Here is a 24,922-nt window from a genome sequence, read left to right on the forward strand (position 1 = left end):
TCGCCTCCGCCTATACGAGGAAAAAGTCGCCAAAGCCCATCTTCTGCAGCCCGCGACGATAGGCAATCGAGCTGCGGTCGGCGGGAATATGCGCCTCAAGGGTTAAGTCCAGCGGCAGCCTCTCCGGACGCTGGGTTTCGACCATCAGCCGGTCCTCCTCGAAGACGCGGAGATTGAACGCGTGCACGTCCGCGACCGGAACGTGCAGATCGAAGTTGCGCGCAATCGGGGCGAACATGCGGGTGACGCGCGACGATACCGGCGAAGCGGCGTTCATAATCACCAGCCGGGCCTCGCCGGGGAAGTGGATGGTCAGCGTCGCGGTGAAGGGCAGGTGCATCTCGAAACGGCGCAGCCACTGAAACCCCTCCGGCGCGCGGAATCCGGCGCTGGCCGGATAGTTGCCGACCGAGCTCCAGTAGTCGGCAATAAAACCAAAAGACGTTTCCTGCGGGCTGTAGGCCGGCACCTCCTGATTATCCGGATCGGCGAAGGTATCGGTATGGATCCACGCGAAATGGGCAACGTCGAGAAACCCCTCCACCTGGCGGCCGGCAAAGCCGTTGACCTCAAACGCCGGGCAGTTGATCTGCTGAAACCCCTCATCGTGCCAGTGCGGCATGGTGGGCAGCGGCATCGGGTTCTCCGGGTCGAAGGCCATGCACACCCAGATCAGCCCAAAGCGCTCCTTCACCGCGTAGTGGGTCAGGTGGAGCCTCGCCGGAACCGGCTGGTCGGGGCTGGAGGGGATCCGGTTGCAGCGCCCCTCTTCGCCGAAGCGCAGACCGTGATAGGGGCAAATAATCCCTTCGTCGTCGTGAGAGCCGAGGGTCAGCGGTACGCCGCGATGGGGGCAGACGTCGCGGGCGACCACCACCGAGCCTTTAATCCGGTAGATAACCAGCGGTTCGTCCAGCAGGGTCGCCTTCAGCGGGGCGCCGCCGACGTCCTCGGCGCGGGCGACCGGGTGCCAGCATTTCGCCAGCCGGAGCCAGTCGTCCGGCTCGAAGGTGCAGCGGGCCGGCGGGGTGGGATTGGTTCTGTTCATCATGTTCCTTCCTGCTCACGGAAAAGCATTTGTTTAATTGTTGTGAGTTTATTGTTGTCATATTAGGGTGTTGACATCCATCGCCATTAATTCACTAACCCGTTGCAAAAAAGAGAACAGGGGGAATATGAGTCCGTTTTCGCGTTTCGCTATCTATTTCGCCGCGGTGGCCCGCAGCGGCAGCCTGCGCCGGGCGGCTGAAAAGCTGCATATCTCGGCCTCGGCGATAAACCGCCAGATCCTGCAGGCCGAAGAGGAGTTCGGCACGCCGCTGTTTGAACGGCTGCCGGAAGGGCTGCGCATGACCACCGCCGGAGAGCTGCTCTATGACAACCTGCTGCGCTGGCAAAAGGAGTTTCAGCTTACCCGCCAGCAGTTTGACGAGCTGCAGGGGCTAAAGCGCGGCAGCGTCAGCATCGGCATGGTGCAGGCGCTGGCGGAGGGCAGCTTTGCCGCGGCGCTGGCCGATATCATTACCGGGTGGCAGTGGCTGGAGCTCAATCTGCGGGTGGCGGATAGCCACGCGGTGAGCGAAAAGGTTCGTCAGGCCGACGTCGATTTTGGCCTGATCCTCGATCCGGAGGGCCAGGCGGGGCTCAGCGTGCTGGCGTTCGTCGAGCTGGAGATGGGGGTGGTGATGCGCCCGGACAGCCCCCTCGCGCAGGCGGCGACGCTGTCGTTAGGCGATCTCAGCCAGCAGCGGCACATCGTTCCCGGCGCGCCGCTTATCGTGCACGATCGGGTGGCGATGCTCTATCGGCACTACGATTTTTCCCCGGCAAACGGCATCAGCTGCAATGATATTCGGCTGATTAAATCGCTGGTCCTTAAAGGCAGCGGCGTAACGGTGCTGAGCCTGCTCGACGTGCTGGATGAGGTAAAAAGCGGGCAGCTGGCGTTTATCCCTTTGCGCAACAAGCTGCTGCGGCCGCTGACCCTGGCGCTGTGCACCGCGCCATCGCGCCAGCTCTCTCGTCCGGCGCAGATGGCGATTCAGAAGCTGACGGAGGTGATGGAGGCGATGCGGGCCGTCGGCGAAAGCCGGGAGCCGCAGCCCTGAAGGCGGCTAGCCGAGCGGGCCGCCCTGGATCGTCTCGCACAGGCCGTTGATGATCCGCTCCCCGCTCTCCTCTTCAAGCTCCCGGTACCAGGCCTCGGTTAGCGCCATCTCCTTGCCGTGGGTGATATCGCAGCGCCTGCGCGCTTTCAGGATCAGGTCGCGAACCCGCTCGCAGCGCCGGGCTTCGTACTGGCGCAGCGCGGCGACAATATCCTTGCCGTCGCGCAACGCTTCGCCCAGCACCACCGCGTCCTCCAGCGCCGCGCAGCCGCCCTGGCCGATATCCGGGGTGGTGCTGTGTCCGGCGTCTCCCAGCAGCGCCACCTTCCCGCGCACCAGGCGGTCGAAGGGCTCAATATCGTGAATTTCAATTCGGTTGGTGGTGGCCGGATCGAGGCGGGCGATCAGCTCCTGCACCGGCGCTGCCCAGCCGCTGAAGTAGCGGCTAAGATCCGCCTTCAGGGTGCTACGATCTTCCGCCAGTCCGGCCGGCAGGGGGACGTCAAAGAAAAAATAGAAGCGCCCCCTGGCGACCGGCATCAGCGAGACGCGCTTGCCCTCACCGACAAAGGTGGTCCACTGGTCGGCGGGGGCGATGGCCTCGTCAATCTCCACCAGACCGTTCCAGTTAACGTAGCCCGCGTAGCGCCGTTCGGGGGTAAAGCCGAGCACGTACGGGCGCAGGGCCGAGTGGCTGCCGTCGGCGGCAATCAGCATATCGCCGCGGGCGGTGGTTCCGTCGCTGAACCATACCGTCACGCCGTCGTCGTCCTCCGCGACGCGGGTGGCCCGTTTACCGAACCGTACCGCGTCGCGGCCCCAGAAATTGAGCATCTCGCCCTGCAGTTCGCTGCGTGAAACCGGGCAAGGGCGGCCGCCGGTGCGCTCGACCAGAGGCGCAAGGCTAAAGCGGGTCAGGGTTTTGCCATGCCGGTGATCCTGATAGGCCATATAGCGCAGCGGCCCGCCGTAGGTCTCGGTGATGTCGCCCATGCCCAGCAGGTTCATGCACTTCACCCCGTTGGGCCAGATTGAGATGGCGGCGCCAACCGGCTTAATCTCCTGCACCGCCTCAAACACCTCGCAGCTAATTCCGGCCGCTTTCAGCGCGACCGCCGCGCTCAGGCCGCCGATACCGGCACCCATCACTAATGCTTTCATCATCTTCTCCTGTGGCATGCGTTGTGAAGAGCGGAGCAATTTGCGTACCAGCTTGCCGGCGGGCGCGACAGGGGCGTCTGGCGGAGGCGTTGGCGGGAAGGATGCGCTAAAGTGGTGCGTTATCGGGCAATAATTGCCTTTTTTTGCATCAAAAATTGTAAGGTTGGCGTATGAGAATCAACCGTTTCATCAGGCCGCGGCGGCCAGACCCGCAATGAGGGAATGTGGCCTGCTTTGTGCAAGCCGCTTTATGTAAGCTGATTTGCGCAATACTGCGCTAACGTGATTAACGACGGGCCGCATGGGCCGTTTGGTATAAGGAGCGACAACATGTCCGAAGTGGCCGCGACGATCGCGATTGAGGACTTTAACCGCCTGGACGACGAGGCGGCCCGCGGCCTGCTGCAGCCCTGCGTGGCGCTCCCCGCCTGGGCGACGGTACTGGTGCAGGGCCGTCCCTATCCTGACCTTGCCGCGCTGCTGGCCGCCGCCAATGAGGCCGCGCAGCGCTGGGGGGAGGCCGAGCTGGATCGGGCGCTGAGCGCCCATCCGCGCATTGGTGAAAAACCGGCCGGAGAGCGGGGTCACGCCGCGCTGTCGCGGCACGAGCAGGGGGCCATCAATGATGAAGATACGCTCCTCGCTCAGGCGTTGAGGGAGGGCAACGCCCGCTACGAAGCCCGCTTCGGGCGGGTCTTCCTGATCCGCGCCAAAGGCCGCAGCGGGGAAGAGATCCTGCAGGCGCTGACGCAGCGGCTGAACCACGACGAGGCGGAAGAGACGCGGGTGGCGCTGGCGCAGCTGCGCGAAATTACCTTATTAAGACTGACGGGAGTCATAGGCGAATGAATACGTTGAGTACCCATATTCTCGATATCTCCAGCGGCAGGCCCGCACAGGGCGTGGCGGTGAACCTGCTGCTGGGCGGGCAAACGATCGCCAGCGGCCTGACCGATGAGCAGGGCCGCATTGCCCTGCTGGCACCCGGCATGCTGACCGCCGGGCGCTATCGGCTGGTGGCGGAGATCGGCGACTGGTTTTCGCGCGACGGGCGGGAAACGCTCTACCTCAAGGCGCAGATCGATTTTGCGATCGCCGAAGACGTCGATGAGCACTTCCACCTGCCGTTTTTGATTGCCCCCGGCGGCTGGTCGACCTATCGGGGGAGCTAATTTTGCGTTCTGGCCCGGCCCGGGGCGTCAGCCCTGCTGGTGCCAGACGCGCTCGCCGTTGACCCAGGTCTCGCTGATATTGCGCTCGTCGCCGAGGGTCATCAGCACAAACAGCTGCTCGTAGATATCTTTGCAGCGTCCGATGCGCAGCCGCTGTAAAGGGGTGGCGGCCGGGTTGATAACCACGAAGTCGGCCTCTTTTCCCGGTTCGAAGTTGCCAATTTTATCGTCAAGGCGCAGCGCGTGCGCGCCGCCGAGCGTGGCGTGGTAAAAGGCCTCGCAGGCGGGCAAGCGATAGCTCTGAAGCTGGGCAACTTTATAGGCTTCCCCCAGCGTGCGCAGCATGCTGAAGGTGGTTCCCGCCCCGACGTCGGTGCCGATGCCGATCCGCACCCGCTGCTGCCAGCTGGCGGGCAGGCGAAACAGGCCGCTGCCGAGGAACAGGTTCGAGGTTGGGCAGAAGGCCAGCGCGGAGCCGGTTTCGTGCAGGCAGCGCCACTCGGCGTCGGCGAGGTGAATGCCGTGCGCAAATACGCTGCGCTCGCCGGTCAGCCGGTAGTGGTGATAGACGTCGAGATAGTGCTCATGCTCCGGCCACAGGCTTTTCACCCACGCCACCTCGCTGAGATTTTCGCTCAGATGGGTGTGCAGCCAGGTATCCGGAAACTCCTCCCTCAGCTGCTGAATGGCCGACAGCAGCTCCGGCGTGGAGGTAGGGGCAAAGCGCGGGGTAATGGCGTAGCCCAGGCGCCCGCGGTGGTGCCAGCGCTGGATCAGCTCGCGGGTTTGCCGGTAGCTCTGCTGCGCCGTCTCCGTCAGATAATCCGGCGCGTGGCGGTCCATCATCACCTTCCCGGCGAGGAGCCGCATATTCAGACGCAGCGCTTCGCTAAACAGCGCATCGACGGACTCGGGATGCAGGGTGCAGAAGACCAGCGCGGTGGTGGTGCCGTGGCTGAGCAACTGGTTGACAAAAAAGCGGGCGATCTCCGCGCTATAGGCCTCGTCCGCGAACTGGCTTTCGACCGGGAAGGTGTAGGTGGTTAACCATTCCAGCAGCTGTTCGCCGTAGGCGCCAATCATCTCCGTTTGCGGATAGTGGACGTGGGCGTCGATAAAGCCCGGCAGCAGCAGCCTGCCGCGCAGGTCGGTGTATCCCTTGTGCGGATGGAGAAACTGCTCTCCCTCCTGCCACGGCAGCAGCGTCTGGATCGTGCCGTTCTCAATAAACAGCAGGCCGTCGGCAAGATAGCGCGCGTGGCGGGCGATATCGTCGGCGCCGTCGGCGACCCGGGCGATATCAAAAAACGCCCCGCGAATTGCAGCATCGTACGACTTGATGGTTTCCGCCATGTTGGCTCCTTGTTGAATCGCGCATTGAGCCATATTCAAAGCAATATTAATGCCAGCCTTTTCGGCTGGCCGGGAGGGCGGGAATAATGCGCTGGGCAACCTGCTGCGAGGTCAGTAAACTGGCTGGCAGGATCGCCCATCAGCCGCGCCGGCCGGCCTCCTCGTTGGTTCGGGAGAGGCTTCGCGCGCCAGACGGGACACGATGCGCGGCGCCCGGCCGTCTTCCCAATCAGGAAACCGTTACTATGATATTGAAAAATTCAGACGCTGAATCTTTTATCCAGTGGGAGGCCCACGCCTGCCTTCCGCTGCTGCCCGGGCAGGATATGTCCCGGCTGCAGCGCTACCGGGACGGCGGTTTTCATCACGTATCGCTCAACGTGGGTATGGACATGACCCCGTTTTCGCTCATCGTGAAGGTGATTGCCGGCTTTCGGCAGTGGCTGGCGGCGCACGATGACACATTTATTCTGGCCGGTACGGTCGAGGATATTTTTCGCGCGCGGCGGGAGAATAAGCTGGCCGTTTCGTTCGATCTGGAAGGCTCAAATATGCTTCTGCAGGCGCCTGAAATGGTGGAGGTCTATGCGCGGCTGGGGGTTCGGCAAATGCTGCTGGCCTATAACAGAGACAACGATTGCGCCGGCGGATGCCACGGCGCCGGGGGCGGCCTGACCCCTTTGGGCCGGGAGGTCGTACGGGCGATCAACCGTAACGGCATCGTTATGGATTGTTCCCATGCCAGCAAACGCGCCAGCCTCGAGGTCATGGCGCTCTCGCAGCGGCCGGTGATTTTTTCGCACACTAACGTGAAAGCGCTGTATGACCACCCGCGTACTATCGACGACGAGCAAATTCGGGCCTGCGCCGCCCAGGGGGGCGTTATTGGGCTGACGGGGCTGGGGATCTTTTTAGGCGATCCCACTGCGTCCGTTAGCGCCTTCGTTCGCCAAATCGATTATCTCGCCGAGCGGGTGGGTCCGCAGTTTATTGGTTTTGGCCTCGACACCGAGCTGTACCCCGAACATAAAGATCTGCCCGCTGGCCTGGATGAGAACGCGTGGTGGCCAAAAGAGCATTACGGGCAGATGAACGGCCATCGCCAGCTGCAGCCGGAAGCGCTGGCCCAGGTGGCCGCGGAGCTGGTGCGGCTTGGCTATCGCGATGAGGATATTCAGGCTATCTACGGCGGCAATTTTTTGCGCGTCGCTCGCGCCACCTGGCCCGCAGAGTAAACGGCATTAGCCGGGTCCCGGCTGCCGCATTGCAGTATGAACGCGCGGCCGCGGTTGATGAGTATGCCGCGCCGGGGGGCGCGGCCTGGGTGGGGAAACTACTCTTTCTGCGCCACGGCGCGGGCGTCATAGCGCGTGGCGACGACGGCGGCGCGATCGTCGCGGGCAATCCAGCGGTAGGCGGCGCCGCTCAGGAAGACGCCGATAAACCAGCTGAAGTTGGCGACCTCATGCAGGGCGGGGATAAAGCTGATAACCAGACCGATAGCCACGGAGGGCACCAGCGCGGCAATGGCCTTCGGGTTAAAGCCGTTGCGATACCAGTATTGTCCTTTCGGCGTGTCGTCAAACAGATCGTCCACCGAGATTTTCCCGCGCTTAATCAGGTAGAAGTCGACCAGCAGAATGCCGAACAGCGGGCCGATAAACGCCCCCAGCACGTCGAGGGTGTAGTGGATAAGCTCCGGGGAGTTAAACAGGTTCCACGGGGTGAGCAGGATTGAACCCACCGCGGCGATCATTCCCCCGGTACGGAAGCTGATTTTCTGCGGCGAGCAGTTGGAGAAGTCGAAGGCCGGGGAGACGAAGTTGGCGACAATGTTGATCCCGATGGTCGCGGTGATCATCGTCAGCAGGCCGATGGCCACCGCCAGGTCGTTGCCTACGCGGCTTACGGTTTCAATCGGGTCGGTTATCATGCGGCCGAACAGCGACTGCGTCCCGGAGACAATCACCACGGTAACGATAGAGAACAGCAGGAAGTTAAACGGCAGTCCCCAGCGGTTGCCGCGGCGGATTTCGCCCATGCTTTTGCCATAGCGCGAGAAGTCGCCAAAGTTAAGCAGCGGCCCGGAGAAGTAGGAGACCACCAGCGCGGTCGCGGTGATCATCTGCCAGGTTTGCTCCCCGGCGCTCAGCGACTTGCTGGCGAGGGTAAAGGAGATCCCGTCAAAGCCGGTCTTGTATACAATCCAGCCCGCCAGCGCCAGCATCACCACGTAGACCGCCGGACCGGCGATATCAATAAAGCGCTTGATGGCGCTCATCCCGTGCCAGAACACCATCGCCTGCAGCAGCCACATGGTGGCGAAGCACAGCCAGCCGAGATGAGACAGCCCGAGGAAGCTGCTCGCGGTGAGCGTCGCCAGCGACGGCCAGAACTTTAGCATCACCAGCATCAGCGCGTTGGCGGCCAGATAGGTCTGGATCCCGTACCAGGCAAAGGCGATAAGCCCGCGGATCACCGCCGGAATATTGGCGCCGAAGACGCCGAACGCCTGGCGACAGATTACCGCATAGGGCACGCCCGCCATCTGGCTCGGCCGGGCCACCAGGTTGGCGCACAGCTGAACGATACAGATGCCGACCAGCAGGCACAGCAGCACCTGCCAGCTGGCTAAGCCCAGGGTAAAGAAACTCGCCGCCACGACATAGCCCCCCATGCTATGCACGTCCGACATCCAGAAGGAAAAGATGTTGTACCAGCTCCAGTTCTGGTCGCGCGTCGGCGCCAGATCCTCGTTGCACAGCCGTGGACTGTAGCCGGCGCTGGAGCCCGCGGCCTTAACCTGATGCGTATTTTGTGAATGTGGCATGAAACCTGCTCCTCTTGATGAAACCCCTGAATATGGATTGCTGAGGCTGTTGCAGGAATTAGGCCAAAATAGTTAATCTTGTATGCAATATTTAATTTTTATGTATACAGTCTGATATCGAAAAGTGAATACGGAGCCGGTTAATGAGTCACGAAAATAGTCTGCATGCCGCGCCAGGCCTGCAGGACAAGGATGAAGCCATCTATCAGGCGCTGATGACCGCCATCGTTGAACACCAGCTGCCGCCGGGCAGCAAGCTGCCGGAAGAGGCGCTGGCGGAGGTCTTTGGCGTCAGCCGCACGGGGATCCGCAAGGTGCTGCAGCGACTCGCCGCTGTGCAAATGGTCACCCTGACGCCCAAGCGTGGTGCACAGGTTGCCAGCCCCACGGAAGAAGAGGCGCGGGAGATCTTCCGCACCCGCGAGCTGCTGGAGGTCGCCAACCTGCCCGACGTGCTGGCCCGCTGCCGGCCGCCGCATCTGGCGGCGCTGGAGGCGATTATTCGCCAGGAGCAGCAGGCGCATGAGGCCTGCAACGGCCCGGCGGCGATCCGCTACTCCGCCGAATTCCATATTCAGCTGCAGGCGATCTCCGCCAATCAGGTGCTTACCGAGATGGTCACCCGCCTGAGCCAGCGCTCGTCATTAGCCGTTGCGGCATGGGGATCGCCGTGGCGACAGGGCTGCCGCTGCGACGATCACGGGCAGCTGGTCGGGCTGCTGCGCGCCGGGGAGCTGCAGCCGCTGAGCGAGGCGCTGACCCACCACTTTGCCCATATCGTTGCCAGCCTGCGCTTTGACACCGCGGGCGTTTCCCTGCCCGATTTCGCCCGGCTGTTTGCCGGCTACAAGGAGTCGTAATGTCCTCTGTTTGTATACAAGTGATCAATCCCAACACCAGCCGCGCCATGACCGAGACCATCGGCGCCGCCGCGCGGGCGGCGGCCGCGCCGGGGACCGAGATTCTGGCGGTCTGCCCGACGGAGGGCGTGCCCTCCATCGAAGGGCACTTCGATGAAGCCATCGCCGCGGTCGGGGTGCTCGAACAAATTAAGGCCGGGCGCCAGCAGGGGGTCTCGGGTCACGTGATCGCCTGCTTTGGCGATCCGGGGCTGCTGGCGGCGCGCGAGCTGGCGCAGGGGCCGGTGGTCGGCATCGCCGAGGCGGCGATGCATATGGCCACCCTGATCGCCACCCGCTTTTCCATCGTCACCACGCTGCCGCGTACGCTGATTATCGCCCGCCACCTGCTGCACCAGTATGGCTTCTACCACCACTGCGCCGGGCTGCACGCCATCGATCTGCCGGTGCTGGCGCTGGAAGACGGCAGCGGCCGAGCGCAGGAGCAGGTACGTCAGCGCTGCGTTCAGGCGCTGAAGGAGGACGGCTGCGGGGCGATTGTGCTGGGCTGCGGCGGGATGGCGACGCTGGCGCAGGAGCTCACTCGCGAGCTGCGGGTGCCGGTCATCGACGGCGTCAGCGCGGCGGTAAAAATGGTCGAGTCGCTGGTGGCGCTCGGCCTGTCGACCAGCAAGCAGGGCGACCTGGCCTTCCCGGAAGCGAAAGATTTAGGCGGCAGGTTTCAGTCATTTAACTGATGGTGATGAGTAAAGAGGTGGGAGATGGATCAGCAGTCAGCGCTTTGTAATCAGGATTACCCTCGCGATCTGCGCGGCTATGCCGGCCAGACGCCGCGCGCGCCGTGGCCGCAGAATGCGCGTATCGCCGTACAGTTTGTTTTAAACTATGAAGAGGGGGCAGAAAACCACGTCCTGCACGGCGACGCGGGCTCCGAGCAGTTTCTCTCCGACATTATCGGCGCCGCCAGCTACCCTGACCGACATATGTCGATGGACTCGCTGTACGAGTACGGCAGCCGCGCCGGATTCTGGCGCATTCACCGCGAGTTCAGCCAGCGCGGGCTGCCGCTGACCGTATTCGGCGTGGCGATGGCGCTGGCGCGGCATCCCGAGATCGTGGCGGCGATTAAGGCCGCCAACTACGACGTGGTCAGCCACGGCTGGCGCTGGATCCACTATCAGCATATGGATATCGAGACCGAGCGCGCGCATCTGCAGCAGGCGGTGCAGGTGTTAACCGATCTCTTCGGCAGGCCGCCCACCGGCTGGTACACCGGGCGCGACAGCCCCAACACTCGCCGGCTGGTGGTCGAGCACGGCGGCTTTGATTACGACAGCGACTACTACGGCGACGATCTGCCGTTTTGGGTCGAGGTGCCGTGCGGCGACGGTTCACGCAGGCCGCACCTGATCGTGCCCTATACCCTCGATACCAACGACATGCGTTTTGCCACCGCGCAGGGGTTCAATACCGCGGAGCAGTTTTATACCTACCTCAAAGATAGCTTTGACGTGCTGTATGAAGAGGGGCGCGAGGCGCCGAAGATGATGTCTGTCGGCATGCACTGCCGCCTGCTGGGCCGCCCGGGGCGCTTCCGGGCCCTGCAGCGCTTCCTTGATTACGTCCAGCAGCATGAGCAGGTGTGGGTCTGCACCCGCCAGCAGATTGCCGACCGCTGGCGGGAGGCGTATCCGTTTCGCCGCTAGCCGATGGCCGGACCGGAGCCTGCTCCGGTCCGGTTGTACCGGCCGTTTTCGTTAGCTCATCAGGCTTACCTGAGCGGCGACAATGCGCCAGCCGAAGGGAAAGCGCACCCAGGTCTGCTGCTGGCGGCCCACGCGATCGCTGCCCTCGCGGGTGAACTCGGTGCTGCAGACCGCGTAATCCTCGCCGAAGCTGGTGATGACAGTGTGGCGCAGCTCGCGCTGGAGTCCGGCCGCCGGGCGGGCGGCGCGAAAGGCACGGATCTCGTCGGCGCCGTAGAGATTTTCCCCGGCGCCGAGGCGCACCGTGCGCTTATCCTCCCAGAACAGCTCGTCGAGCACCGCGACGTTGTTGCTGACCAGCGCCTCTTCATAGCGATAAAAGGCGGCCGTCACCTCGGCCAGAACGCGAGGCCGGTTGATATTATCCTGATCGATCATGCTATTACCTCCGCAGGGCTGGCATCGGTAAGCCCCATCTCTTCCAGTACGCGCGCTGCCCGCAGGCAGGCCTGTTCATTAAACGGGGCGGCGATCAGCTGCAGGCCAATCGGCCGCCCGGAGGCGCTGCGCAGCGGCACCGTGGTGACCGGCAGCCCGACGAAGGAGATGGGCTGGGTGAGCATCCCCATGCTGGCGCGGACCGGCAGCTGCTGGCCGTTGATCTCCATGGTCTGCTCGCCGATGAGCGTGGCGCTGCGCGGCGTTGCCGGCGCGATCAGAATATCGGCGTGAGCAAACAGCGCCTGAAACGCCTGCCGGGCGTGGCGGCGAAAGCGCTGGGCCTGAATATACCAGCTGGCCGGGACCATCGCCCCGGCCAGCAGCCGCTCCCGGGAGTGGGGTTCGAAGCGCTCCGGCTCGCGGCGCAGCGCGGGCAGGTAGTGGTTGCCGCCCTCGGAGGCGCTGATGATAAACGCCGCCGAGCGGGAGAGCTCGGCCTCGGGGAACAGCAGCTCTTCACGGGCGTCGAGGGCCTGCGCTACCCGGGCGACGGCGGCGCGGGCGTCGTCATCGCACCAGCGGCTAAAATAGCCGCCGAGCACCGCGCAGCGCAGGCCTTCCAGACCGCGCGGCAGCAGGTTGCTGGTGCGCTCGCTGGCCTTATCGGCCTGGAAACCGTCGCCGGGATCGCGCCCCTGCAGCGCATCGTAGACCGCGGCGAGGTCGCCGACGCTGCGGGCGAGGGGGCCGATGTGGTCGAGGCTGGCGACAAACGGATGGCTGCCGGATCGCGACAGGCGGCCAAAGGTCGGCTTGAGGCCAAAAATACCGCATAAGGAGGCCGGCACGCGGATGGAGCCGTTGGTATCGCTGCCCAGCGCGAACTGCACCAGCCCGGCCGCTACCGCCGCCGCCGAACCGCCGGACGAGCCGCCGGCGATGCGCGCCAGGTCGTGCGGGTTACGCGTCGCGCCGTAGTGGCTATTTTCGGTGGTAAAGCCGTAGGCGTAGGCGTCCATATTCAGCATCCCTGACAGCAGCCCGCCGGCGGCGTGGAGCTGGCGCACCGCCCAGCCGTCGGCCGCGGCGGGGGCGCGTTCGCTAAACAGCCGGGCGCCGGCGAGGGTGGTCTGTCCGGAGACGTCGAACAGATTCTTTACCGCGTAGGGGACTCCGGCCAGCGGCGGCAGCGGCTGCTTGCCCCGGCGCAGGGTATCAATGCTGTCCGCTTCGGCGAGCATTCGCGCCTCCGTCACCGTGGTCCAGGCGTTGATGTGCGGGTTGATCCGCGCAATGTCGTCGAGGGTCCGGCGGGCGATCTCCCGGGCGCTGAGTTCCCCGGCCTGCAGGGCGCGCTGGATCTCGCTAATCGTCATTTGGTTAAGCGTCATGCTTTATACACTCCGGCGATTTCCAGGCGTTCGTCGAGGGGGAAGGCCATCAGCGGTTCGGCCATGGCGGCGATGCGGCTGAACTGCAGCTGAAGCTCGGCGCGGCGGGCTTCATCCAGCTCCAGGCCGAGGATCTGCTCCATTTGTGCCAGGTACGTGCTCCAGTCGGGCGTCACTTTTTGCATGCTGAACTCCTAATAACCGGCGGCTGAGCCGTTGCTGCGCGGATCGGATGCCCCTTCGAAGAGGCCATTCGGATGACGGACGATGGCGCCGGCGTGGCCCATGGCCTCGCTGAAATCGTCCAGCACTTCGACCTCATGCCCCAGCGCCCGCAGGCGGGCGACGCTCTGCGGCGTAAAGCGACCCTCCAGCTTCAGCGAGTCGGAGGTTTGTCCCCAGGTGCGGCCCAGCAGCCAGCGCGGCCGGGAGATGCTCTCCTGCAGCGGCACCCCCTGCAGGATATAGCGGGTAAAAAGGGCGGCCTGAGTTTGCGGCTGGCCGTCGCCGCCCATCGAGCCGTACACCATTACCCGGCCGTCGCTGAGGCGGGCCGCCGCCGGATTAAGGGTATGGAACGGCTGCTTGCCGGGGGCCAGCGCCAGAAGATGCTGCGGATCGAGGCTGAACGAGGCGCCGCGGTTCTGCCAGACAATTCCGCTCTCCGGCAGCACCACGCCGCTGCCGAACTCGTGGTAGATACTCTGAATAAAGGAGACCGCCAGCCCGCTGTCGTCCATAACCCCCATCCATACGGTATCGCCGGGACCTTTGCCGGCGCCCCACGGGGCGGCCTGCCGGTCGCTGACCCGCTCGGCCAGCGCCTGCAGCGCCGCCGGTTCCAGCAGGCTTTGAATATCGACATCAAGGTGGCGCGGGTCGGTGATATGGGCGTCGCGCAGGCTAAAGGCCAGCTTGGTGGCCTCGACGATGCGGTGGACGGTCATCGCCTCGTCGGCCTCGGCCATCGCCAGGCGGTCGGTAATGCCGAGAATCGCCAGCGACACCAGCCCCTGGGTCGGCGGCGCGAGGTTCCACAGCTCGCCGTGCCGATGGGTCAGTTTGAGCGGCGCAGGGCGGCGGGCACGGTGCTGGCGGAGATCGTCGAGGGTGACGGGCAGCCCGTACTGCGCCATGCCCTCGGCCAGGGTTTCAGCCAGCGGGCCGCGATAGAAGCTGTCCAGCCCCTCGTTGACCAGCCGCCTGAGAGTGTTGGCCAGCGCGGGCTGGTGAAAGCGGCTGCCGGCAATCGGCGGCTGGCCGTCAACCAGAAAGGTTTCGGCAAATCCCGGCAGCGAGCGGAGTTCATCAAGCTTGCCGGCGGTGGCGCTGGCCTGGGATTCGGTGACCGGAATCCCGCCGCTGGCGTAGCCGATAGCGTCTTCCAGCAGACGCGCCAGCGGCAGCGCCTTGCCGCTCAGGGAGCGCGACACCCGGAGCGCTTCGTCCCAGCCGCTGACGGTGCCGGCGACGGTCAGCGCGGCGCGCGGGCCGCGGTGCGGGATCTGCTGCAGGTCGGAATAGGCCTCCAGCGTCGCCCCCGAGCCCGCCGCGCCGCTGGCGTCGATTGCGATCGGTTCCCCTTCCGGCGGGACGATGAGCCAGAAGCCGTCGCCGCCGAGCCCGTTCATATGGGGATAAACCACGGCGATGGTGGCCGCCGCGGCGACCATTGCTTCGATTGCGCTTCCGCCTTCGCGCAGCACGGCAAGCGCGCTTTGGCTGGCCAGGTGATGGGGGGCGACCGCCATCCCGCGGGTGGATACATGACTGTGCATTCGTTGTCCTCGTGACGCGATGTATTCTCTCAGAGTGCAAAAGCCGTTCCACTTCTGAACCCAAAGTTTCATTCCCTGCCGCCGGCGCTTTTTGCCGGAGTGGCACGCATCGTGAAAGGAAGGGTATTCAACGTCATGCGCGCCGCAGATCGGGCATAAATAGCGACAACAGCGCGAGACGCATCGCCAGCGCATAGGCAAGGTGGAGTATGACGGGTATAGTGCGATGAAACAAAAGTTACAGGGGCCTTATGCAACAGCTTGATGAACGACTCAAAGGGCAGTACGCCTCCCTGTCGCCCCAGGAGCAGCGGGTGGCGGATTTTATTTTCGATCACTTTGATGACCTGATCAGCTACAACAGCGCCGAGCTGGCGCAGCTGAGCGGGGTGTCGAAAGCGACGGTGAGCCGCCTGTTCAAGCGGCTGGGCTACGAGAAGTATAAGGATATGCGCGACGAGCTGCGCACCCTGCGCCAGAGCGGGATGCCGCTGACCGATAACCGCGACGCGGTGCAGGGCAACACGCTGCTGGCGCGCCATTATAAGCAGGAGATGGCCAACCTGACCCAGTGGGTCAACGACCTCGACGCGCGCCAGTTTGCCGAAGCGATTAACGCGATGGTGAGCGCCGAACGGGTGGTCATCGTCGGCATGCGCAACGCCTATCCGGCGGCGCTGCACCTGCGCCAGCAGCTGCTGCAGGCGCGCGGTCAGGTGCAGGTGCTGCCCCAGCCGGGGCAAAGCCTGAGCGAGGAGCTGGTGGATCTGTCGGCCAGGGACGTGGTGGTGGTGATGGCCTTTCGCCGCCGCCCGCGGCTTATTCGGCCGCTGCTGCAGCAGCTCCAGGCCCGCGGTGTGCCGGTGCTGCTGATGTGCGAGCCGCAGGCGCACGGCCTGTTTCCGCTGGCGTGCTGGCAGCTCTGCGCGCCGCTCGATAGCGTCTCGGCCTACGATAGCTACGCCTCGGTCAACAGCCTGATCAACCTGCTGGCCAACGCTTTTCTGCATGAGATCCTCGATAAGGGCCGCCCGCGCATTCACGAAATCGCCACCCTTTATCAGCAGCTGGACGAGCTCGAGCAGCGATAATGGGGCGTCAGTCTGGTGCTTTGCATTATTTTAGTGCGGATTTCCGGCGGTGAGAGAAGGCGAGATTGCCGCGCATTCTCTCTCTCTTCCTTGTTTCATCACTCTTTTATGGCATCTTCCGCCTCGGCAGCGGCGCGGCGCATATCTGGCACATTAGTTGCAAAAGTTTATTTAAAGAATCTTTTGTTTCATACTAACGTAACGGGTAAACATCATGAAAAAACTGTTGATCGCACTGGCCGGGGCCGCCTGTCTGTTTACGCAAATGAGCGCGGCCAGAGCCGACCAGCTGCAGGATATCGAAAAGCGCGGGGTTATCCGTATCGCGGTGCCGCAGGATTTCCCGCCGTTTGGCTCGGTGGGCACCGATCTCCAGCCCCAGGGCTATGACATCGATATGGCGCGCTACCTGGCGAAGCAGATGAAGCTCAGGCTGCAGCTGGTGCCGGTAACCAGCGCCAACCGGGTGCCTTACCTGCAAACCGATAAAGTGGATCTGGTTATCTCCAGCCTCGGCAAGAATGCGGAGCGCGAGAAGGTGATTGATTTCAGCCGCGCCTACGCGCCGTTCTTCCTCGGCGTCTTCGGGCCGAAGGGGGCCGAGCTGAAGGATGCGGCGGCGCTGAGCGGGAAAACCGTCGGCGTCACCCGCGGCGCGGTGGAGGACATGGTGCTGAGCGAGCTGGCGCCGAAAGAGGCGCAGATCAAGCGCTACGAGGATAATAACACCACGCTGTCAGCCTACCTCTCGGGGCAGGTGCAGTACCTGGCGACCGGCAACCTCGTGGTGGCGGCTATCTCCCGGCAAAATGCGCAGAAGGCGCCGGTACCGAGCTTTATGCTGAAAGATTCGCCGTGCTTTATCGGCCTGAAAAAGAACGAGCCGGCGCTGAAGGAGAAGGTGGACGCGCTGATTGAGCAGGGAGTTAAGGACGGCACGCTCAACGCGCTGTCGCAGCAGTGGCTGAAAGCGCCGCTGCCCGCAGGCTTTGGCGCATAGGGTCTGCGAATGACGGAGCAACTTCATTTTTCTGAGCTCTGGCCGCACTGGCCAGAGCTGCTGGCGGGACTGTGGGTTACCGTGCAGCTGACGGTGCTGGCGACGGCGGGCGGCCTGGCGATAGGCATTTTCGGCGCCGCCATCCGCAGCGGGCGGGCGACGTGGTTCAGCCGCATCTGGGGCGGCTACGTGGAGCTGATTCGCAATACGCCGTTCGTAGTGCAGCTGTTTTTTATCGTCTTTGGCCTGCCCAACCTGGGCTTAAAGATGACCGCCGGCGAGGCCGCGCTGCTGGCGATGGTGATCAACCTCGGGGCCTACAGTACCGAGATCGTGCGCGCCGGGATTCAGGTGACTCCCAGAGGGCAGTGGGAGGCCGGGCGCGTGCTGGGGCTGAGCCGCACGCAGACCTTTATTCAGGTGGTTCTGCCGCCGGCGCTGCAGCGGATTTATCCGGCGCTGGTGAGCCAGTGCATCATCGTGATGCTGGGATCGTCGGTGGTTTCGCAGGTTTCCTATGAGGAGCTGACCTTCGCGGCGAACCTGATCCAGTCGCGAACCTTCCTCAGCTTTGAGGTCTATCTGGTCACCACGGGGATCTACCTGGTGCTGTCGATAACAATGCGCCAGCTGCTGATGGCAGCGGGGCGAAAATGGCTGGGAGTACGGGCATGATGGCCACCTTTACCGACTGGGACATTATCCGCAATCTGCTGCTGGCCGGGCGCTGGACGGTGCTGCTGTCGCTGGTGGCGTTTCTCGGTGGCGCGCTGGTGACGCTGCCGCTGCTGCTGCTGCGCCTCACCGGCGGGCGCCAGGTCAGGCGGCTGATCCGCGGCTACGTTGAGCTGTTCCAGGGAACGCCGCTATTAATGCAGCTGTTTTTGGCCTTCTTCGGCGTGGCGCTGTTCGGCATCGACGTCTCGCCGTGGACCGCCGCGTCGATGGCGCTGACCTTCTATACCAGCGCCTTTTTACTCGATATCTGGTTCGGCAGCATCCGCGCGCTGCCGAAAGGGCAGTGGGAGGCCTCGCGCTGCCTGGGGCTGAGCTTCACCCAGACGCTGTGCCGGGTCGTTGCACCCCAGGCGCTGCGCATCGCCATTGCCCCGACGGTGGGCTTCGCGGTGCAGGTGATCAAAGGTACCGCCCTGGCGTCGATTATCGGCTTCGTCGAGCTGACCAAGGCCGGGACGATGCTGACCAACGTCACCTACCAGCCGTTTAAGGTCTTTGCGCTGGTGGCGCTGGGCTACTTCATTCTGTGCTACCCGCTGTCCCGCTACAGCCGCTATCTGGAGAACAAATTCAATGCCTCTCATCACCATTAATCAGATGCAGAAGTACTACGGCGACAACCACGTGCTCAAAGGCGTCGATCTGGATATCGATATGGGCGAAGTTATCTCGATTATCGGCCGCAGCGGGTCGGGGAAAAGCACGCTGCTGCGCTGCATCAACGGCCTGGAAGGGTATCAGGACGGCAGCATTAAGCTCGGCGGGATGACCATTACCGACCGCGATTCGCAGGCCCGCGAAATCAGCCGCTCCATTGGGATGGTGTTCCAGAACTTTAACCTGTTCCCGCACATGACGGCGCTGGAAAACGTGATGCTGGCCCCGCGGCGGGTGCTGAAAAAGAGCGCCGCCGAATGTCGCGAGCTGGCGCGGCAGATGCTGGAAAAAGTGGGGCTCGGCGACCGCCTGGACTACTATCCGGCCAATCTTTCCGGCGGCCAGCAGCAGCGGGTGGCGATCGCCCGGGCGCTGGCGATGTCGCCGAAGGTTCTGCTCTGCGACGAGATAACCTCGGCGCTGGACCCCGAGCTGGTGGGCGAAGTGCTCAAGGTTCTTGAGCAGCTGGCCGCCGAAGGGATGACGCTGATCCTCGTGACCCATGAAATGAATTTTGCCCGTGAAGTGGGCGACCGCGTGGTGTTTATGCATCAGGGACGCGTCTGGGAGCAGGGCGACAGCAAGACGCTGTTCGCCAACCCGCAGACCCTCGAGCTGAAGCAGTTTATCTCCTCCGTGCGCGGCTTAAATCAATAAGGAATTAACGATGGATATCACTCAGTTTTCGCAAATCAACCCGCCGCCGCGCCTGCTGATGGGGCCGGGACCGATCAACGCCGACCCGCGCGTGCTGCGCGCCATGTCGAGCCAGCTTATCGGCCAGTATGACCCGGCGATGACCCACTATATGAACGAAGTGATGGCCCTGTATCGCGGCGTGTTTCGCACCGATAACCGCTGGACGATGCTGGTAGACGGCACCTCGCGCGCCGGCATCGAGGCGATTCTGGTCTCCGCCATCCGCCCCGGCGACAGGGTACTGGTACCGGTATTTGGCCGCTTCGGCCACCTGCTGTGTGAAATCGCCCGCCGCTGCCGCGCCGAGGTCCATACCATTGAGGTGCCGTGGGGCGAAGTCTTCACCCCTGACCAAATCGAAGAGGCGATCAGGCGCGTACGCCCGCGCCTGCTGCTAACGGTACAGGGCGATACCTCCACCACCATGCTGCAGCCGCTGGCCGAGCTGGGCGAAATCTGCCGCCGCTACGACGTGCTGTTCTATACCGATGCCACCGCGTCGCTGGGCGGCAACGCCCTCGAAAGCGATGCCTGGGGGCTGGATGCGGTATCGGCGGGGATGCAGAAGTGCCTTGGCGGCCCGTCCGGGACCTCGCCCGTCACCCTGAGCGCGCGGATGGAGGAGGCTATTCGTCGCCGCAAGTGCGTTGAAGAGGGGATCCGCACCGAGGCCCATCTCGACGGCGTTGATGAGGCTATCTACTCCAACTACTTCGATCTGGGCATGATCATGGACTACTGGGGGCCGGAGCGCCTGAACCACCATACCGAGGCCACCTCGGCGCTGTTCGCCGCCCGCGAATGCGCCCGCCTGATCCTTGAGGAGGGGCTGGATAACGGCATTGCCCGGCATAAGCTGCACGGCGATGCGCTGCTGAAGGGGATCCAGGCGATGGGGCTGGAGACCTTCGGCGACCTCAGGCACAAGATGAACAACGTCCTCGGGGTAGTTATCCCGCAGGGGATCAACGGCGACCAGCTGCGTAAAATCATGCTCGACGATTTCGCGATAGAGATTGGCACCTCGTTTGGCCCGCTGCACGGCAAGGTATGGCGTATCGGCACGATGGGCTACAACGCGCGCAAAGATTGCGTGATGACCACCCTCAGCGCCCTCGAGTCGGTGCTGAACCACCTCAAGTTTGCCACCACCCAGGGCGCCGGCATGCAGGCGGCATGGGATCACTACCGCAGCGAGACGCCGCAATGAGCCAGGCGGTACGCCAGCAGGCGGAGTGGGCGCAGGCCGCGGCGCGGGTGATGGCGCGGGCCGACGAGCTGGCCGCGATCAGCGAAAGCGCGGATGCGCTGACCCGGGTCTATCTTTCACCGCAGCATCTGCAGGCTAACCAGCAGGTCGCCCGCTGGATGAGCGAAGCCGGGATGCGCGTCTGGCAGGATAGCGTCGGCAATATCTGCGGGCGCTACGAAGGTGAGCTGGAGGGAGCGGCGGCTATTTTGCTGGGTTCGCATCTCGATACCGTCCGCAACGCCGGGCGCTACGACGGCATGCTGGGGGTGCTGACGGCGATTGAGGTCGTACAAAGCCTCTATCAGCAGGGGCGACGGCCGGCGCGGGCGATTGAAATTGTCGGCTTCTGCGACGAGGAGGGGACCCGTTTCGGCATTACCCTGCTCGGCAGCCGGGGGTTGACCGGCACCTGGCCCGAGGACTGGCTGGCGCAGACTGACGCCAGAGGCATCAGCGTGGCGCAGGCGATGACGCAGGTCGGGCTCGATCCGACGCGGGTCGCGCATTCTGCCCGCCGGGTGGAGGAGATTGCCGCCTATCTGGAGCTGCATATCGAGCAGGGGCCGTGCCTCGAACAGGAGGGGCTGGCGCTGGGCGTGGTTGAGGCCATCAACGGCGCGCGCCGCCTGAACTGCCGTTTTCTCGGCGAGGCGGGCCATGCGGGGACGGTACCGATGAGCCACCGCCGGGACGCGCTGGCCGCCGCCGCCGAATGGATGACGCTGATTGAGAGCCGTACCCGCCAGCAGGGGGGCAACCTCGTGGCGACGGTGGGCACCCTGCACTGCGCGCCGGGGGCGGTTAACGTGATCCCCGGCGAGGTCACGCTGAGCCTTGATATTCGCGGCCCGCACGAAGAACCGCTGGAGGCGCTGCTGAATGCGCTGCTCGACGATGCGCGCAAGGTTGCCGCCCGCCGCGGCCTGCAGTTCGGCTGCGAGGAGTTCTACCGGATTGCGGCCACCGCCTGCGATGAGCGACTGCAGCAGGTGCTAAGTTCGGCCGTGTGCCGGGTGCAGGATCGCTCCCTGTCGCTGCCGAGCGGCGCCGGACACGACGCCATCGCGATGGCCGAACGCTGGCCGGTAGGCATGCTGTTTGTCCGCTGCAAGGGCGGCGTCAGCCATCATCCGGCAGAGTCGGTGACGGCGGCGGACGTTGCGCTGGCGATCGCCGCGTTTAGCCAGGCAACCCTCGCCCTGAGCGATATGACCTGACGCTCTTCCCCCCGCGTTGGTACGGGAAAGCCGGGGGGATGTGTAAAGAAATTAGCACTAAATGCTAAAAATGCCGCAGGCGATCGCTATACCATCCGCGGCACTGACCTCGTCGCCATGGATTGGTAGTCAGTTGGAAAAATTCCGCGGGGTCAGTCCACTCTCTTCCTCCACCGTTGGTTCCCCCCTTAGTGCCCCTGATTTACGCTGCCGCAGTGCGGGTTTTTTGATGTGCCGAATCTCATCGGGCTGGTATGCTGCGTTTTGAGAGAGACAACGTTGTTTGAGAGACATGCCAATGCCTGATTTACAAAAACATTTGCCTCCCAAGGCCCCGCTGGTCGCTTCCCGGGCCAACCTGCTGCCCGCGCTATTGGTGATTATCGCCGTATCGGCGCTCTGTATTTTCATCTCAAAACCCTTAGGCCCCTGGAACGTGATATTTACCAATTCCGGACTCTATATCGATCTGCTGGCCCTGCTGTTTCTGGTATTTATGCTGTGGAATTCGGCAAAAGTCAGAATGAGCCACGTGGCGGTGAACTGGGTGCGCTACGGGCTGCTGCTGTGGATCGCCGGCGGCACCTTCGATTTAATGGATGAGATTTTCGTCCAGCCGCGATGGATGGGCTACTACTGCGAAGATCTGCTGCGCCTGTCCGGCATGCTGCTGACCACTATCGGGATCTACAAAATTATCGATCGCATTAACATCCTCTACGTCGACGCGCGCTCGCAATCGCTGAAGGATGAGTTAACCCAGCTGCCCAACCGGCGCTTTTTTATCGATACCATTCGCGAAAAGCAGGGCCACCAGCTGGCGCTGATGATTCTCGATATCGACTTCTTCAAGAAAATAAATGACACCTACGGCCACCTGATGGGCGATGAGGTGCTGTTTGCGCTCGGCAAGCAGCTGGCAAAATTAACCAGCGATAAAATACAGCCGGCGAGGATTGGCGGCGAAGAGTTCGCCATTATCGTTGACGGGATGTCGCCTGAAGAGGTGCGCAGCCTGGCGCAGTCGATTCTGGAGAATGTCCGCACCATTTTGATTAATAGCGACTACCCGCTGTCGGTGAGTATCGGCGTCGGCATGCGCGGCCGCGATGAGCCTCAGGAAACGTTTATCAAGAAAGTGGATGAAGCGCTGTACAAGGCGAAAAATAACGGCCGCGGCCGGGTGGAGTGGGCCTGACGCGCGGCGGGAATTACGCCTGCTGCGCGCTGCGGCAGTGGCGACGATACTCTGAAGGGGAGCGCTCGGTGTAGCGTTTAAAGACCCGGCAAAAATAGTTGCTGTCGACGAAACCGCAGTTATGGGCGATCTCTTTGACCTTTAAATCATAGCCGCGCAGCAGCTTTTTGGCTTTTTCCAGCCGAACGCTGGTCAGATATTCGTTAAACCCGACGGAGCCCGATTTCTGGAATATATGCGAGAGGTAGTTGGGGGTAATATGGAAACGTTTCGCCACCGACTCCCGGGTTAAGGGCTGGCTGAGATTGTCCTCCAGAAAATCCTGGACGGCCAAAAACAGATCGCGGCTCCGGCTGACCCGCATCTCAAGCCCGACGAGCTGCTCAAGACAATGGCTTAATAGCGCCGACACCACCAGCCTGGCGGTGACCGGGTCCGGCTGAAGGCAGATCTCATTCAGCGCTAACAGCAAATACGATCCGACGCGAGGCCCCAGTCGGGCGACGTTTTGCTTCTCCGTGTGCAGCTGCTTGCCATCCCAGCGCTGGATGCAGAATCCCAGCTTTTGTCTGCCGAACAGGATGCTCAGCGTCGACGCCGGGCCGGTCCACTCCGGTAACGTCCATTTACCTGCCTGCACGTACAGCGCCTGCGATAGCGTTAGCTGGCTATCAGACAGCGGCAAACCGCGCTCTCTTAGCTCGCCGTCCAGCACAATTTCCAGCCGAGGGAAGGGCACTTTATAGGCCAGCTCAGGGACCGATACGTCCGGCTCAGGGAATCTGATCTGCAGCGTATCCTGCTGATTGACCAGGCGATGTAGAATTTCCGGCAGATCTGCAATCATCCTCTAAACCCCGAAAGATAGCTATTATCCTTTTGATTATAAAATATTTTATAAATAAATGACGCGGTTGGATCACCTTGCAGCGCGCCGGCTTCGCCGCGGACGGCAGCGGATGCGGAGATTTTGATGGCAATCACAGTTTGCTCCCCCGCGTACGGATATCCAGTTTTTCGTAGGATTAGCCTCATGTATTTCAGCCGGCCGCCGTTTAAAGTTTATTTCGTGTTATCGAAAGGTTAAAGGAAATAAATATGGAACATCAGTCTGCCGTATATCTGGATGCGCTTGGCGCCAATATTGCGCTTACAGAAAAGATGAAAGAGGAGCTGAATACCCTCGGCTACACCGTGGTGCATAGCGTCGCCGACCCGCAATGGCTGGAGGCGATGCGGGACCTTATCGACGAGATTGTTGAGAAAGAGGGGGATAATCTCGCCATCGAACACCATCAGGAAGCGACGGCGACCCGTATTGCCAACCTGATTAACAAGGGCGTGATTTGGGAGAAAGTCTGGGCTCATCCGCTGATCCTCTCCGCCTGTCGGTATATTTTTCAGGGCGATTTTAAGATTTCCAGCCTCAACGCGCGGGAAGCGTTGCTCAACGGCGGCAGCCAGCCGCTGCATGCCGACTGGAAAAAGCCGCGACCGGATTTTCCGAAAGTACATCTGGTAAATACGATTTGGGCTATTGACGATTTAAGCGCCGAAAATGGCGCGCCGCGCATTATTCCCGGCACTCATCTGCGACCGGAGCTGCCGGAGGACGTGCTGGAGGACCCCGAGCTGCCGCATCCTGACGAGGTGGTGTTTGCCGCGCCAGCGGGAAGCGTGATGATTTATAACGCCCATACCTGGCACGGCGGCACCTGCAATCACATCGGCAGCAGAAGGCGCGTGCTGCACGGTCTCTATATCGACAGGCAAGATACGCCGCAGCAGGACCAGCAGCGCTGGCTCAGGCCTGAAACGGCAAGTCGTCTGACGCCGGCGCAAAAATGGTTGCTTGATGTGAAGTAGTCCAGCGAAGTCAGGGCGGTTCAGGGGAGCCGCCCTTTGCTGAAGGAAAGGTCAGGGAATATCCAGATAGACGACCGGTTTTTTCATGATGCACTTCACCGCCTCGATAACCTGCTGCGGCTGAAGTAAAAAAGTTTTGATGCTGGTTTTAATGGTCCGTACGCCGATAAACCTTTGCGCATCGTCGATTTCAATATCTGTCACCAGCAGCACCACGTCGGCGTGGGTAATTTCGTCAGGGGTAATCTTATTCTCAACGCCTAATGCGCCCTGGGTTTCAATTTTCATATGCCATTTTTCATGGTGCGCGACTTTGACCAGACGTTCCGCCGCCATATAGGTGTGCGCCACGCCGCTGACGCAGGCGGTCACCGCTACGATATTCAGTTCCATATTCTCCTCCA

At 62.7% G+C, this 24,922-nt stretch carries 27 protein-coding genes; 16 read left to right on the top strand and 11 right to left on the bottom strand.

The window, feature by feature from the left end; genetic code table 11:
* Positions 1-10: 10 nt before the first annotated feature.
* On the bottom strand, positions 11-1,048 hold the full coding sequence (gene hpxD, locus EDF75_RS04340; RefSeq protein ID WP_133597990.1) for a molybdenum cofactor-independent xanthine hydroxylase subunit HpxD: 1,038 nt from the start codon (positions 1,046-1,048) through the stop codon (positions 11-13).
* A 127-nt stretch (positions 1,049-1,175) separates the two neighbouring features.
* On the opposite strand from hpxD, the gene hpxR reads away from it, so the two are divergent.
* Positions 1,176-2,108: a LysR family hpxDE operon transcriptional regulator HpxR gene (gene hpxR, locus EDF75_RS04345; protein WP_133597320.1), complete on the top strand. Its 933-nt coding sequence runs from the start codon at positions 1,176-1,178 to the stop codon at positions 2,106-2,108.
* Positions 2,109-2,114: 6 nt separating this feature from the next.
* Here hpxR and hpxO read toward each other — a convergent pair whose 3' ends face one another.
* Entirely contained in the window at positions 2,115-3,269 is a 1,155-nt protein-coding gene (gene hpxO, locus EDF75_RS04350) for an FAD-dependent urate hydroxylase HpxO (RefSeq protein WP_133597992.1), read from the bottom strand.
* A 330-nt stretch (positions 3,270-3,599) separates the two neighbouring features.
* Here hpxO and uraD point away from each other — a divergent pair, with 330 nt between their 5' ends.
* A complete protein-coding gene (gene uraD / locus EDF75_RS04355) occupies positions 3,600-4,118 on the top strand; it encodes a 2-oxo-4-hydroxy-4-carboxy-5-ureidoimidazoline decarboxylase (protein ID WP_133597322.1) in 519 nt (172 codons plus the stop codon).
* On the top strand, positions 4,115-4,441 hold the full coding sequence (gene uraH, locus EDF75_RS04360; protein WP_133597324.1) for a hydroxyisourate hydrolase: 327 nt from the start codon (positions 4,115-4,117) through the stop codon (positions 4,439-4,441). Before uraD ends, uraH begins: the two co-directional genes overlap by 4 nt.
* A 27-nt stretch (positions 4,442-4,468) precedes the next feature.
* Here uraH and guaD read toward each other — a convergent pair whose 3' ends face one another.
* Positions 4,469-5,794: a guanine deaminase gene (gene guaD, locus EDF75_RS04365; protein ID WP_133597326.1), complete on the bottom strand. Its 1,326-nt coding sequence runs from the start codon at positions 5,792-5,794 to the stop codon at positions 4,469-4,471.
* Between the two features lie 245 nt (positions 5,795-6,039).
* Between guaD and EDF75_RS04370 the strand changes: the two genes are divergently transcribed.
* Positions 6,040-7,029 carry a membrane dipeptidase gene (locus tag EDF75_RS04370; RefSeq protein WP_133597328.1) on the top strand — a complete coding sequence of 330 codons (990 nt, stop codon included), beginning with the start codon at positions 6,040-6,042 and terminating at the stop codon, positions 7,027-7,029.
* Between the two features lie 98 nt (positions 7,030-7,127).
* Here the strand turns inward: EDF75_RS04370 and EDF75_RS04375 are convergent, their stop codons facing one another.
* A complete protein-coding gene (locus tag EDF75_RS04375; RefSeq protein WP_133597330.1) occupies positions 7,128-8,624 on the bottom strand; it encodes an NCS1 family nucleobase:cation symporter-1 in 1,497 nt (498 codons plus the stop codon).
* 143 nt (positions 8,625-8,767) lie between these two features.
* Between EDF75_RS04375 and EDF75_RS04380 the strand changes: the two genes are divergently transcribed.
* The 3 genes from EDF75_RS04380 to puuE are packed head-to-tail and all read left to right on the top strand — an operon-like array spanning position 8,768 to position 11,190.
* On the top strand, positions 8,768-9,484 hold the full coding sequence (locus EDF75_RS04380; RefSeq protein WP_133597332.1) for a GntR family transcriptional regulator: 717 nt from the start codon (positions 8,768-8,770) through the stop codon (positions 9,482-9,484).
* Complete coding sequence (gene hpxA / locus EDF75_RS04385) at positions 9,484-10,221, top strand: allantoin racemase (RefSeq protein WP_133597334.1); 738 nt, start codon at positions 9,484-9,486, stop codon at positions 10,219-10,221. Before EDF75_RS04380 ends, hpxA begins: the two co-directional genes overlap by 1 nt.
* Positions 10,222-10,245: 24 nt before the next feature.
* Positions 10,246-11,190, top strand: coding sequence for an allantoinase PuuE (gene puuE, locus EDF75_RS04390; protein ID WP_133597336.1), 945 nt, complete (start codon positions 10,246-10,248; stop codon positions 11,188-11,190).
* A 51-nt stretch (positions 11,191-11,241) separates the two neighbouring features.
* On the opposite strand, the gene hpxZ is transcribed toward puuE, so the two are convergent.
* From hpxZ to hpxW, 4 genes are read right to left on the bottom strand one after another with little or no spacing between them, the layout of a single operon-like run.
* Positions 11,242-11,628, bottom strand: coding sequence for an oxalurate catabolism protein HpxZ (gene hpxZ / locus EDF75_RS04395; protein ID WP_123707362.1), 387 nt, complete (start codon positions 11,626-11,628; stop codon positions 11,242-11,244).
* The gene (locus tag EDF75_RS04400) at positions 11,625-13,022 is read right to left on the bottom strand and encodes an AtzE family amidohydrolase (RefSeq protein WP_133597338.1); all 1,398 of its coding nucleotides are present in this window, start codon (positions 13,020-13,022) and stop codon (positions 11,625-11,627) included. Before EDF75_RS04400 ends, hpxZ begins: the two co-directional genes overlap by 4 nt.
* Complete coding sequence (gene hpxX / locus EDF75_RS04405; RefSeq protein WP_045854760.1) at positions 13,019-13,207, bottom strand: oxalurate catabolism protein HpxX; 189 nt, start codon at positions 13,205-13,207, stop codon at positions 13,019-13,021. The genes EDF75_RS04400 and hpxX overlap by 4 nt, the downstream gene beginning before the upstream one ends.
* Before the next feature lie 9 nt (positions 13,208-13,216).
* Positions 13,217-14,800 (bottom strand): oxamate amidohydrolase, encoded by a 1,584-nt coding sequence (gene hpxW / locus EDF75_RS04410; protein ID WP_133597340.1) that lies wholly within the window; start codon positions 14,798-14,800, stop codon positions 13,217-13,219.
* A gap of 251 nt (positions 14,801-15,051) precedes the next feature.
* On the opposite strand from hpxW, the gene hpxU reads away from it, so the two are divergent.
* The 8 genes from hpxU to EDF75_RS04450 all read left to right on the top strand — a co-directional run bounded on the left by hpxU (position 15,052) and on the right by EDF75_RS04450 (position 22,652).
* Positions 15,052-15,891, top strand: coding sequence for a MurR/RpiR family transcriptional regulator HpxU (gene hpxU / locus EDF75_RS04415; RefSeq protein WP_133597342.1), 840 nt, complete (start codon positions 15,052-15,054; stop codon positions 15,889-15,891).
* Positions 15,892-16,105: 214 nt separating this feature from the next.
* Positions 16,106-16,891: a transporter substrate-binding domain-containing protein gene (locus EDF75_RS04420; protein ID WP_133597343.1), complete on the top strand. Its 786-nt coding sequence runs from the start codon at positions 16,106-16,108 to the stop codon at positions 16,889-16,891.
* 9 nt (positions 16,892-16,900) lie between these two features.
* Complete coding sequence (locus EDF75_RS04425; RefSeq protein ID WP_133597345.1) at positions 16,901-17,566, top strand: amino acid ABC transporter permease; 666 nt, start codon at positions 16,901-16,903, stop codon at positions 17,564-17,566.
* Positions 17,566-18,222 (top strand): amino acid ABC transporter permease, encoded by a 657-nt coding sequence (locus tag EDF75_RS04430; protein WP_166646134.1) that lies wholly within the window; start codon positions 17,566-17,568, stop codon positions 18,220-18,222. Before EDF75_RS04425 ends, EDF75_RS04430 begins: the two co-directional genes overlap by 1 nt.
* Positions 18,203-18,943, top strand: coding sequence for an amino acid ABC transporter ATP-binding protein (locus EDF75_RS04435; RefSeq protein ID WP_133597347.1), 741 nt, complete (start codon positions 18,203-18,205; stop codon positions 18,941-18,943). The genes EDF75_RS04430 and EDF75_RS04435 overlap by 20 nt, the downstream gene beginning before the upstream one ends.
* Before the next feature lie 10 nt (positions 18,944-18,953).
* Complete coding sequence (locus EDF75_RS04440; RefSeq protein ID WP_133597349.1) at positions 18,954-20,195, top strand: pyridoxal-phosphate-dependent aminotransferase family protein; 1,242 nt, start codon at positions 18,954-18,956, stop codon at positions 20,193-20,195.
* Entirely contained in the window at positions 20,192-21,454 is a 1,263-nt protein-coding gene (gene hpxK / locus EDF75_RS04445) for an allantoate amidohydrolase (RefSeq protein WP_133597997.1), read from the top strand. Before EDF75_RS04440 ends, hpxK begins: the two co-directional genes overlap by 4 nt.
* A gap of 298 nt (positions 21,455-21,752) precedes the next feature.
* Positions 21,753-22,652, top strand: coding sequence for a GGDEF domain-containing protein (locus EDF75_RS04450; protein ID WP_133597351.1), 900 nt, complete (start codon positions 21,753-21,755; stop codon positions 22,650-22,652).
* Between the two features lie 13 nt (positions 22,653-22,665).
* On the opposite strand, the gene EDF75_RS04455 is transcribed toward EDF75_RS04450, so the two are convergent.
* Positions 22,666-23,499: a helix-turn-helix transcriptional regulator gene (locus EDF75_RS04455; RefSeq protein ID WP_133597352.1), complete on the bottom strand. Its 834-nt coding sequence runs from the start codon at positions 23,497-23,499 to the stop codon at positions 22,666-22,668.
* The gene (locus EDF75_RS27030) at positions 23,496-23,636 is read right to left on the bottom strand and encodes a hypothetical protein (RefSeq protein WP_166646117.1); all 141 of its coding nucleotides are present in this window, start codon (positions 23,634-23,636) and stop codon (positions 23,496-23,498) included. The genes EDF75_RS04455 and EDF75_RS27030 overlap by 4 nt, the downstream gene beginning before the upstream one ends.
* A 114-nt stretch (positions 23,637-23,750) precedes the next feature.
* Between EDF75_RS27030 and EDF75_RS04460 the strand changes: the two genes are divergently transcribed.
* A complete protein-coding gene (locus EDF75_RS04460; RefSeq protein ID WP_133597354.1) occupies positions 23,751-24,518 on the top strand; it encodes a phytanoyl-CoA dioxygenase family protein in 768 nt (255 codons plus the stop codon).
* Between the two features lie 51 nt (positions 24,519-24,569).
* Here EDF75_RS04460 and EDF75_RS04465 read toward each other — a convergent pair whose 3' ends face one another.
* Positions 24,570-24,911, bottom strand: coding sequence for a PTS fructose-like transporter subunit IIB (locus EDF75_RS04465; protein ID WP_095096154.1), 342 nt, complete (start codon positions 24,909-24,911; stop codon positions 24,570-24,572).
* Positions 24,912-24,922: the final 11 nt, after the last annotated feature.

It is taken from the genome of Klebsiella sp. BIGb0149, from assembly GCF_004362605.1.
Classification (GTDB): domain Bacteria; phylum Pseudomonadota; class Gammaproteobacteria; order Enterobacterales; family Enterobacteriaceae; genus Klebsiella; species Klebsiella terrigena.

What these genes read in the sequence shown, in the direction of transcription:
- hpxD (WP_133597990.1), bottom strand. Translation starts at nt 1,048, where the DNA reads ATGAACAGAACCAATCCCACCCCGCCGGCCCGCTGCACCTTCGAGCCG.
- hpxR (WP_133597320.1), top strand. Translation starts at nt 1,176, where the DNA reads ATGAGTCCGTTTTCGCGTTTCGCTATCTATTTCGCCGCGGTGGCCCGC.
- hpxO (WP_133597992.1), bottom strand. Translation starts at nt 3,269, where the DNA reads ATGAAAGCATTAGTGATGGGTGCCGGTATCGGCGGCCTGAGCGCGGCG.
- uraD (WP_133597322.1), top strand. Translation starts at nt 3,600, where the DNA reads ATGTCCGAAGTGGCCGCGACGATCGCGATTGAGGACTTTAACCGCCTG.
- uraH (WP_133597324.1), top strand. Translation starts at nt 4,115, where the DNA reads ATGAATACGTTGAGTACCCATATTCTCGATATCTCCAGCGGCAGGCCC.
- guaD (WP_133597326.1), bottom strand. Translation starts at nt 5,794, where the DNA reads ATGGCGGAAACCATCAAGTCGTACGATGCTGCAATTCGCGGGGCGTTT.
- EDF75_RS04370 (WP_133597328.1), top strand. Translation starts at nt 6,040, where the DNA reads ATGATATTGAAAAATTCAGACGCTGAATCTTTTATCCAGTGGGAGGCC.
- EDF75_RS04375 (WP_133597330.1), bottom strand. Translation starts at nt 8,624, where the DNA reads ATGCCACATTCACAAAATACGCATCAGGTTAAGGCCGCGGGCTCCAGC.
- EDF75_RS04380 (WP_133597332.1), top strand. Translation starts at nt 8,768, where the DNA reads ATGAGTCACGAAAATAGTCTGCATGCCGCGCCAGGCCTGCAGGACAAG.
- hpxA (WP_133597334.1), top strand. Translation starts at nt 9,484, where the DNA reads ATGTCCTCTGTTTGTATACAAGTGATCAATCCCAACACCAGCCGCGCC.
- puuE (WP_133597336.1), top strand. Translation starts at nt 10,246, where the DNA reads ATGGATCAGCAGTCAGCGCTTTGTAATCAGGATTACCCTCGCGATCTG.
- hpxZ (WP_123707362.1), bottom strand. Translation starts at nt 11,628, where the DNA reads ATGATCGATCAGGATAATATCAACCGGCCTCGCGTTCTGGCCGAGGTG.
- EDF75_RS04400 (WP_133597338.1), bottom strand. Translation starts at nt 13,022, where the DNA reads ATGACGCTTAACCAAATGACGATTAGCGAGATCCAGCGCGCCCTGCAG.
- hpxX (WP_045854760.1), bottom strand. Translation starts at nt 13,207, where the DNA reads ATGCAAAAAGTGACGCCCGACTGGAGCACGTACCTGGCACAAATGGAG.
- hpxW (WP_133597340.1), bottom strand. Translation starts at nt 14,800, where the DNA reads ATGCACAGTCATGTATCCACCCGCGGGATGGCGGTCGCCCCCCATCAC.
- hpxU (WP_133597342.1), top strand. Translation starts at nt 15,052, where the DNA reads ATGCAACAGCTTGATGAACGACTCAAAGGGCAGTACGCCTCCCTGTCG.
- EDF75_RS04420 (WP_133597343.1), top strand. Translation starts at nt 16,106, where the DNA reads ATGAAAAAACTGTTGATCGCACTGGCCGGGGCCGCCTGTCTGTTTACG.
- EDF75_RS04425 (WP_133597345.1), top strand. Translation starts at nt 16,901, where the DNA reads ATGACGGAGCAACTTCATTTTTCTGAGCTCTGGCCGCACTGGCCAGAG.
- EDF75_RS04430 (WP_166646134.1), top strand. Translation starts at nt 17,566, where the DNA reads ATGGCCACCTTTACCGACTGGGACATTATCCGCAATCTGCTGCTGGCC.
- EDF75_RS04435 (WP_133597347.1), top strand. Translation starts at nt 18,203, where the DNA reads ATGCCTCTCATCACCATTAATCAGATGCAGAAGTACTACGGCGACAAC.
- EDF75_RS04440 (WP_133597349.1), top strand. Translation starts at nt 18,954, where the DNA reads ATGGATATCACTCAGTTTTCGCAAATCAACCCGCCGCCGCGCCTGCTG.
- hpxK (WP_133597997.1), top strand. Translation starts at nt 20,192, where the DNA reads ATGAGCCAGGCGGTACGCCAGCAGGCGGAGTGGGCGCAGGCCGCGGCG.
- EDF75_RS04450 (WP_133597351.1), top strand. Translation starts at nt 21,753, where the DNA reads ATGCCTGATTTACAAAAACATTTGCCTCCCAAGGCCCCGCTGGTCGCT.
- EDF75_RS04455 (WP_133597352.1), bottom strand. Translation starts at nt 23,499, where the DNA reads ATGATTGCAGATCTGCCGGAAATTCTACATCGCCTGGTCAATCAGCAG.
- EDF75_RS04460 (WP_133597354.1), top strand. Translation starts at nt 23,751, where the DNA reads ATGGAACATCAGTCTGCCGTATATCTGGATGCGCTTGGCGCCAATATT.
- EDF75_RS04465 (WP_095096154.1), bottom strand. Translation starts at nt 24,911, where the DNA reads ATGGAACTGAATATCGTAGCGGTGACCGCCTGCGTCAGCGGCGTGGCG.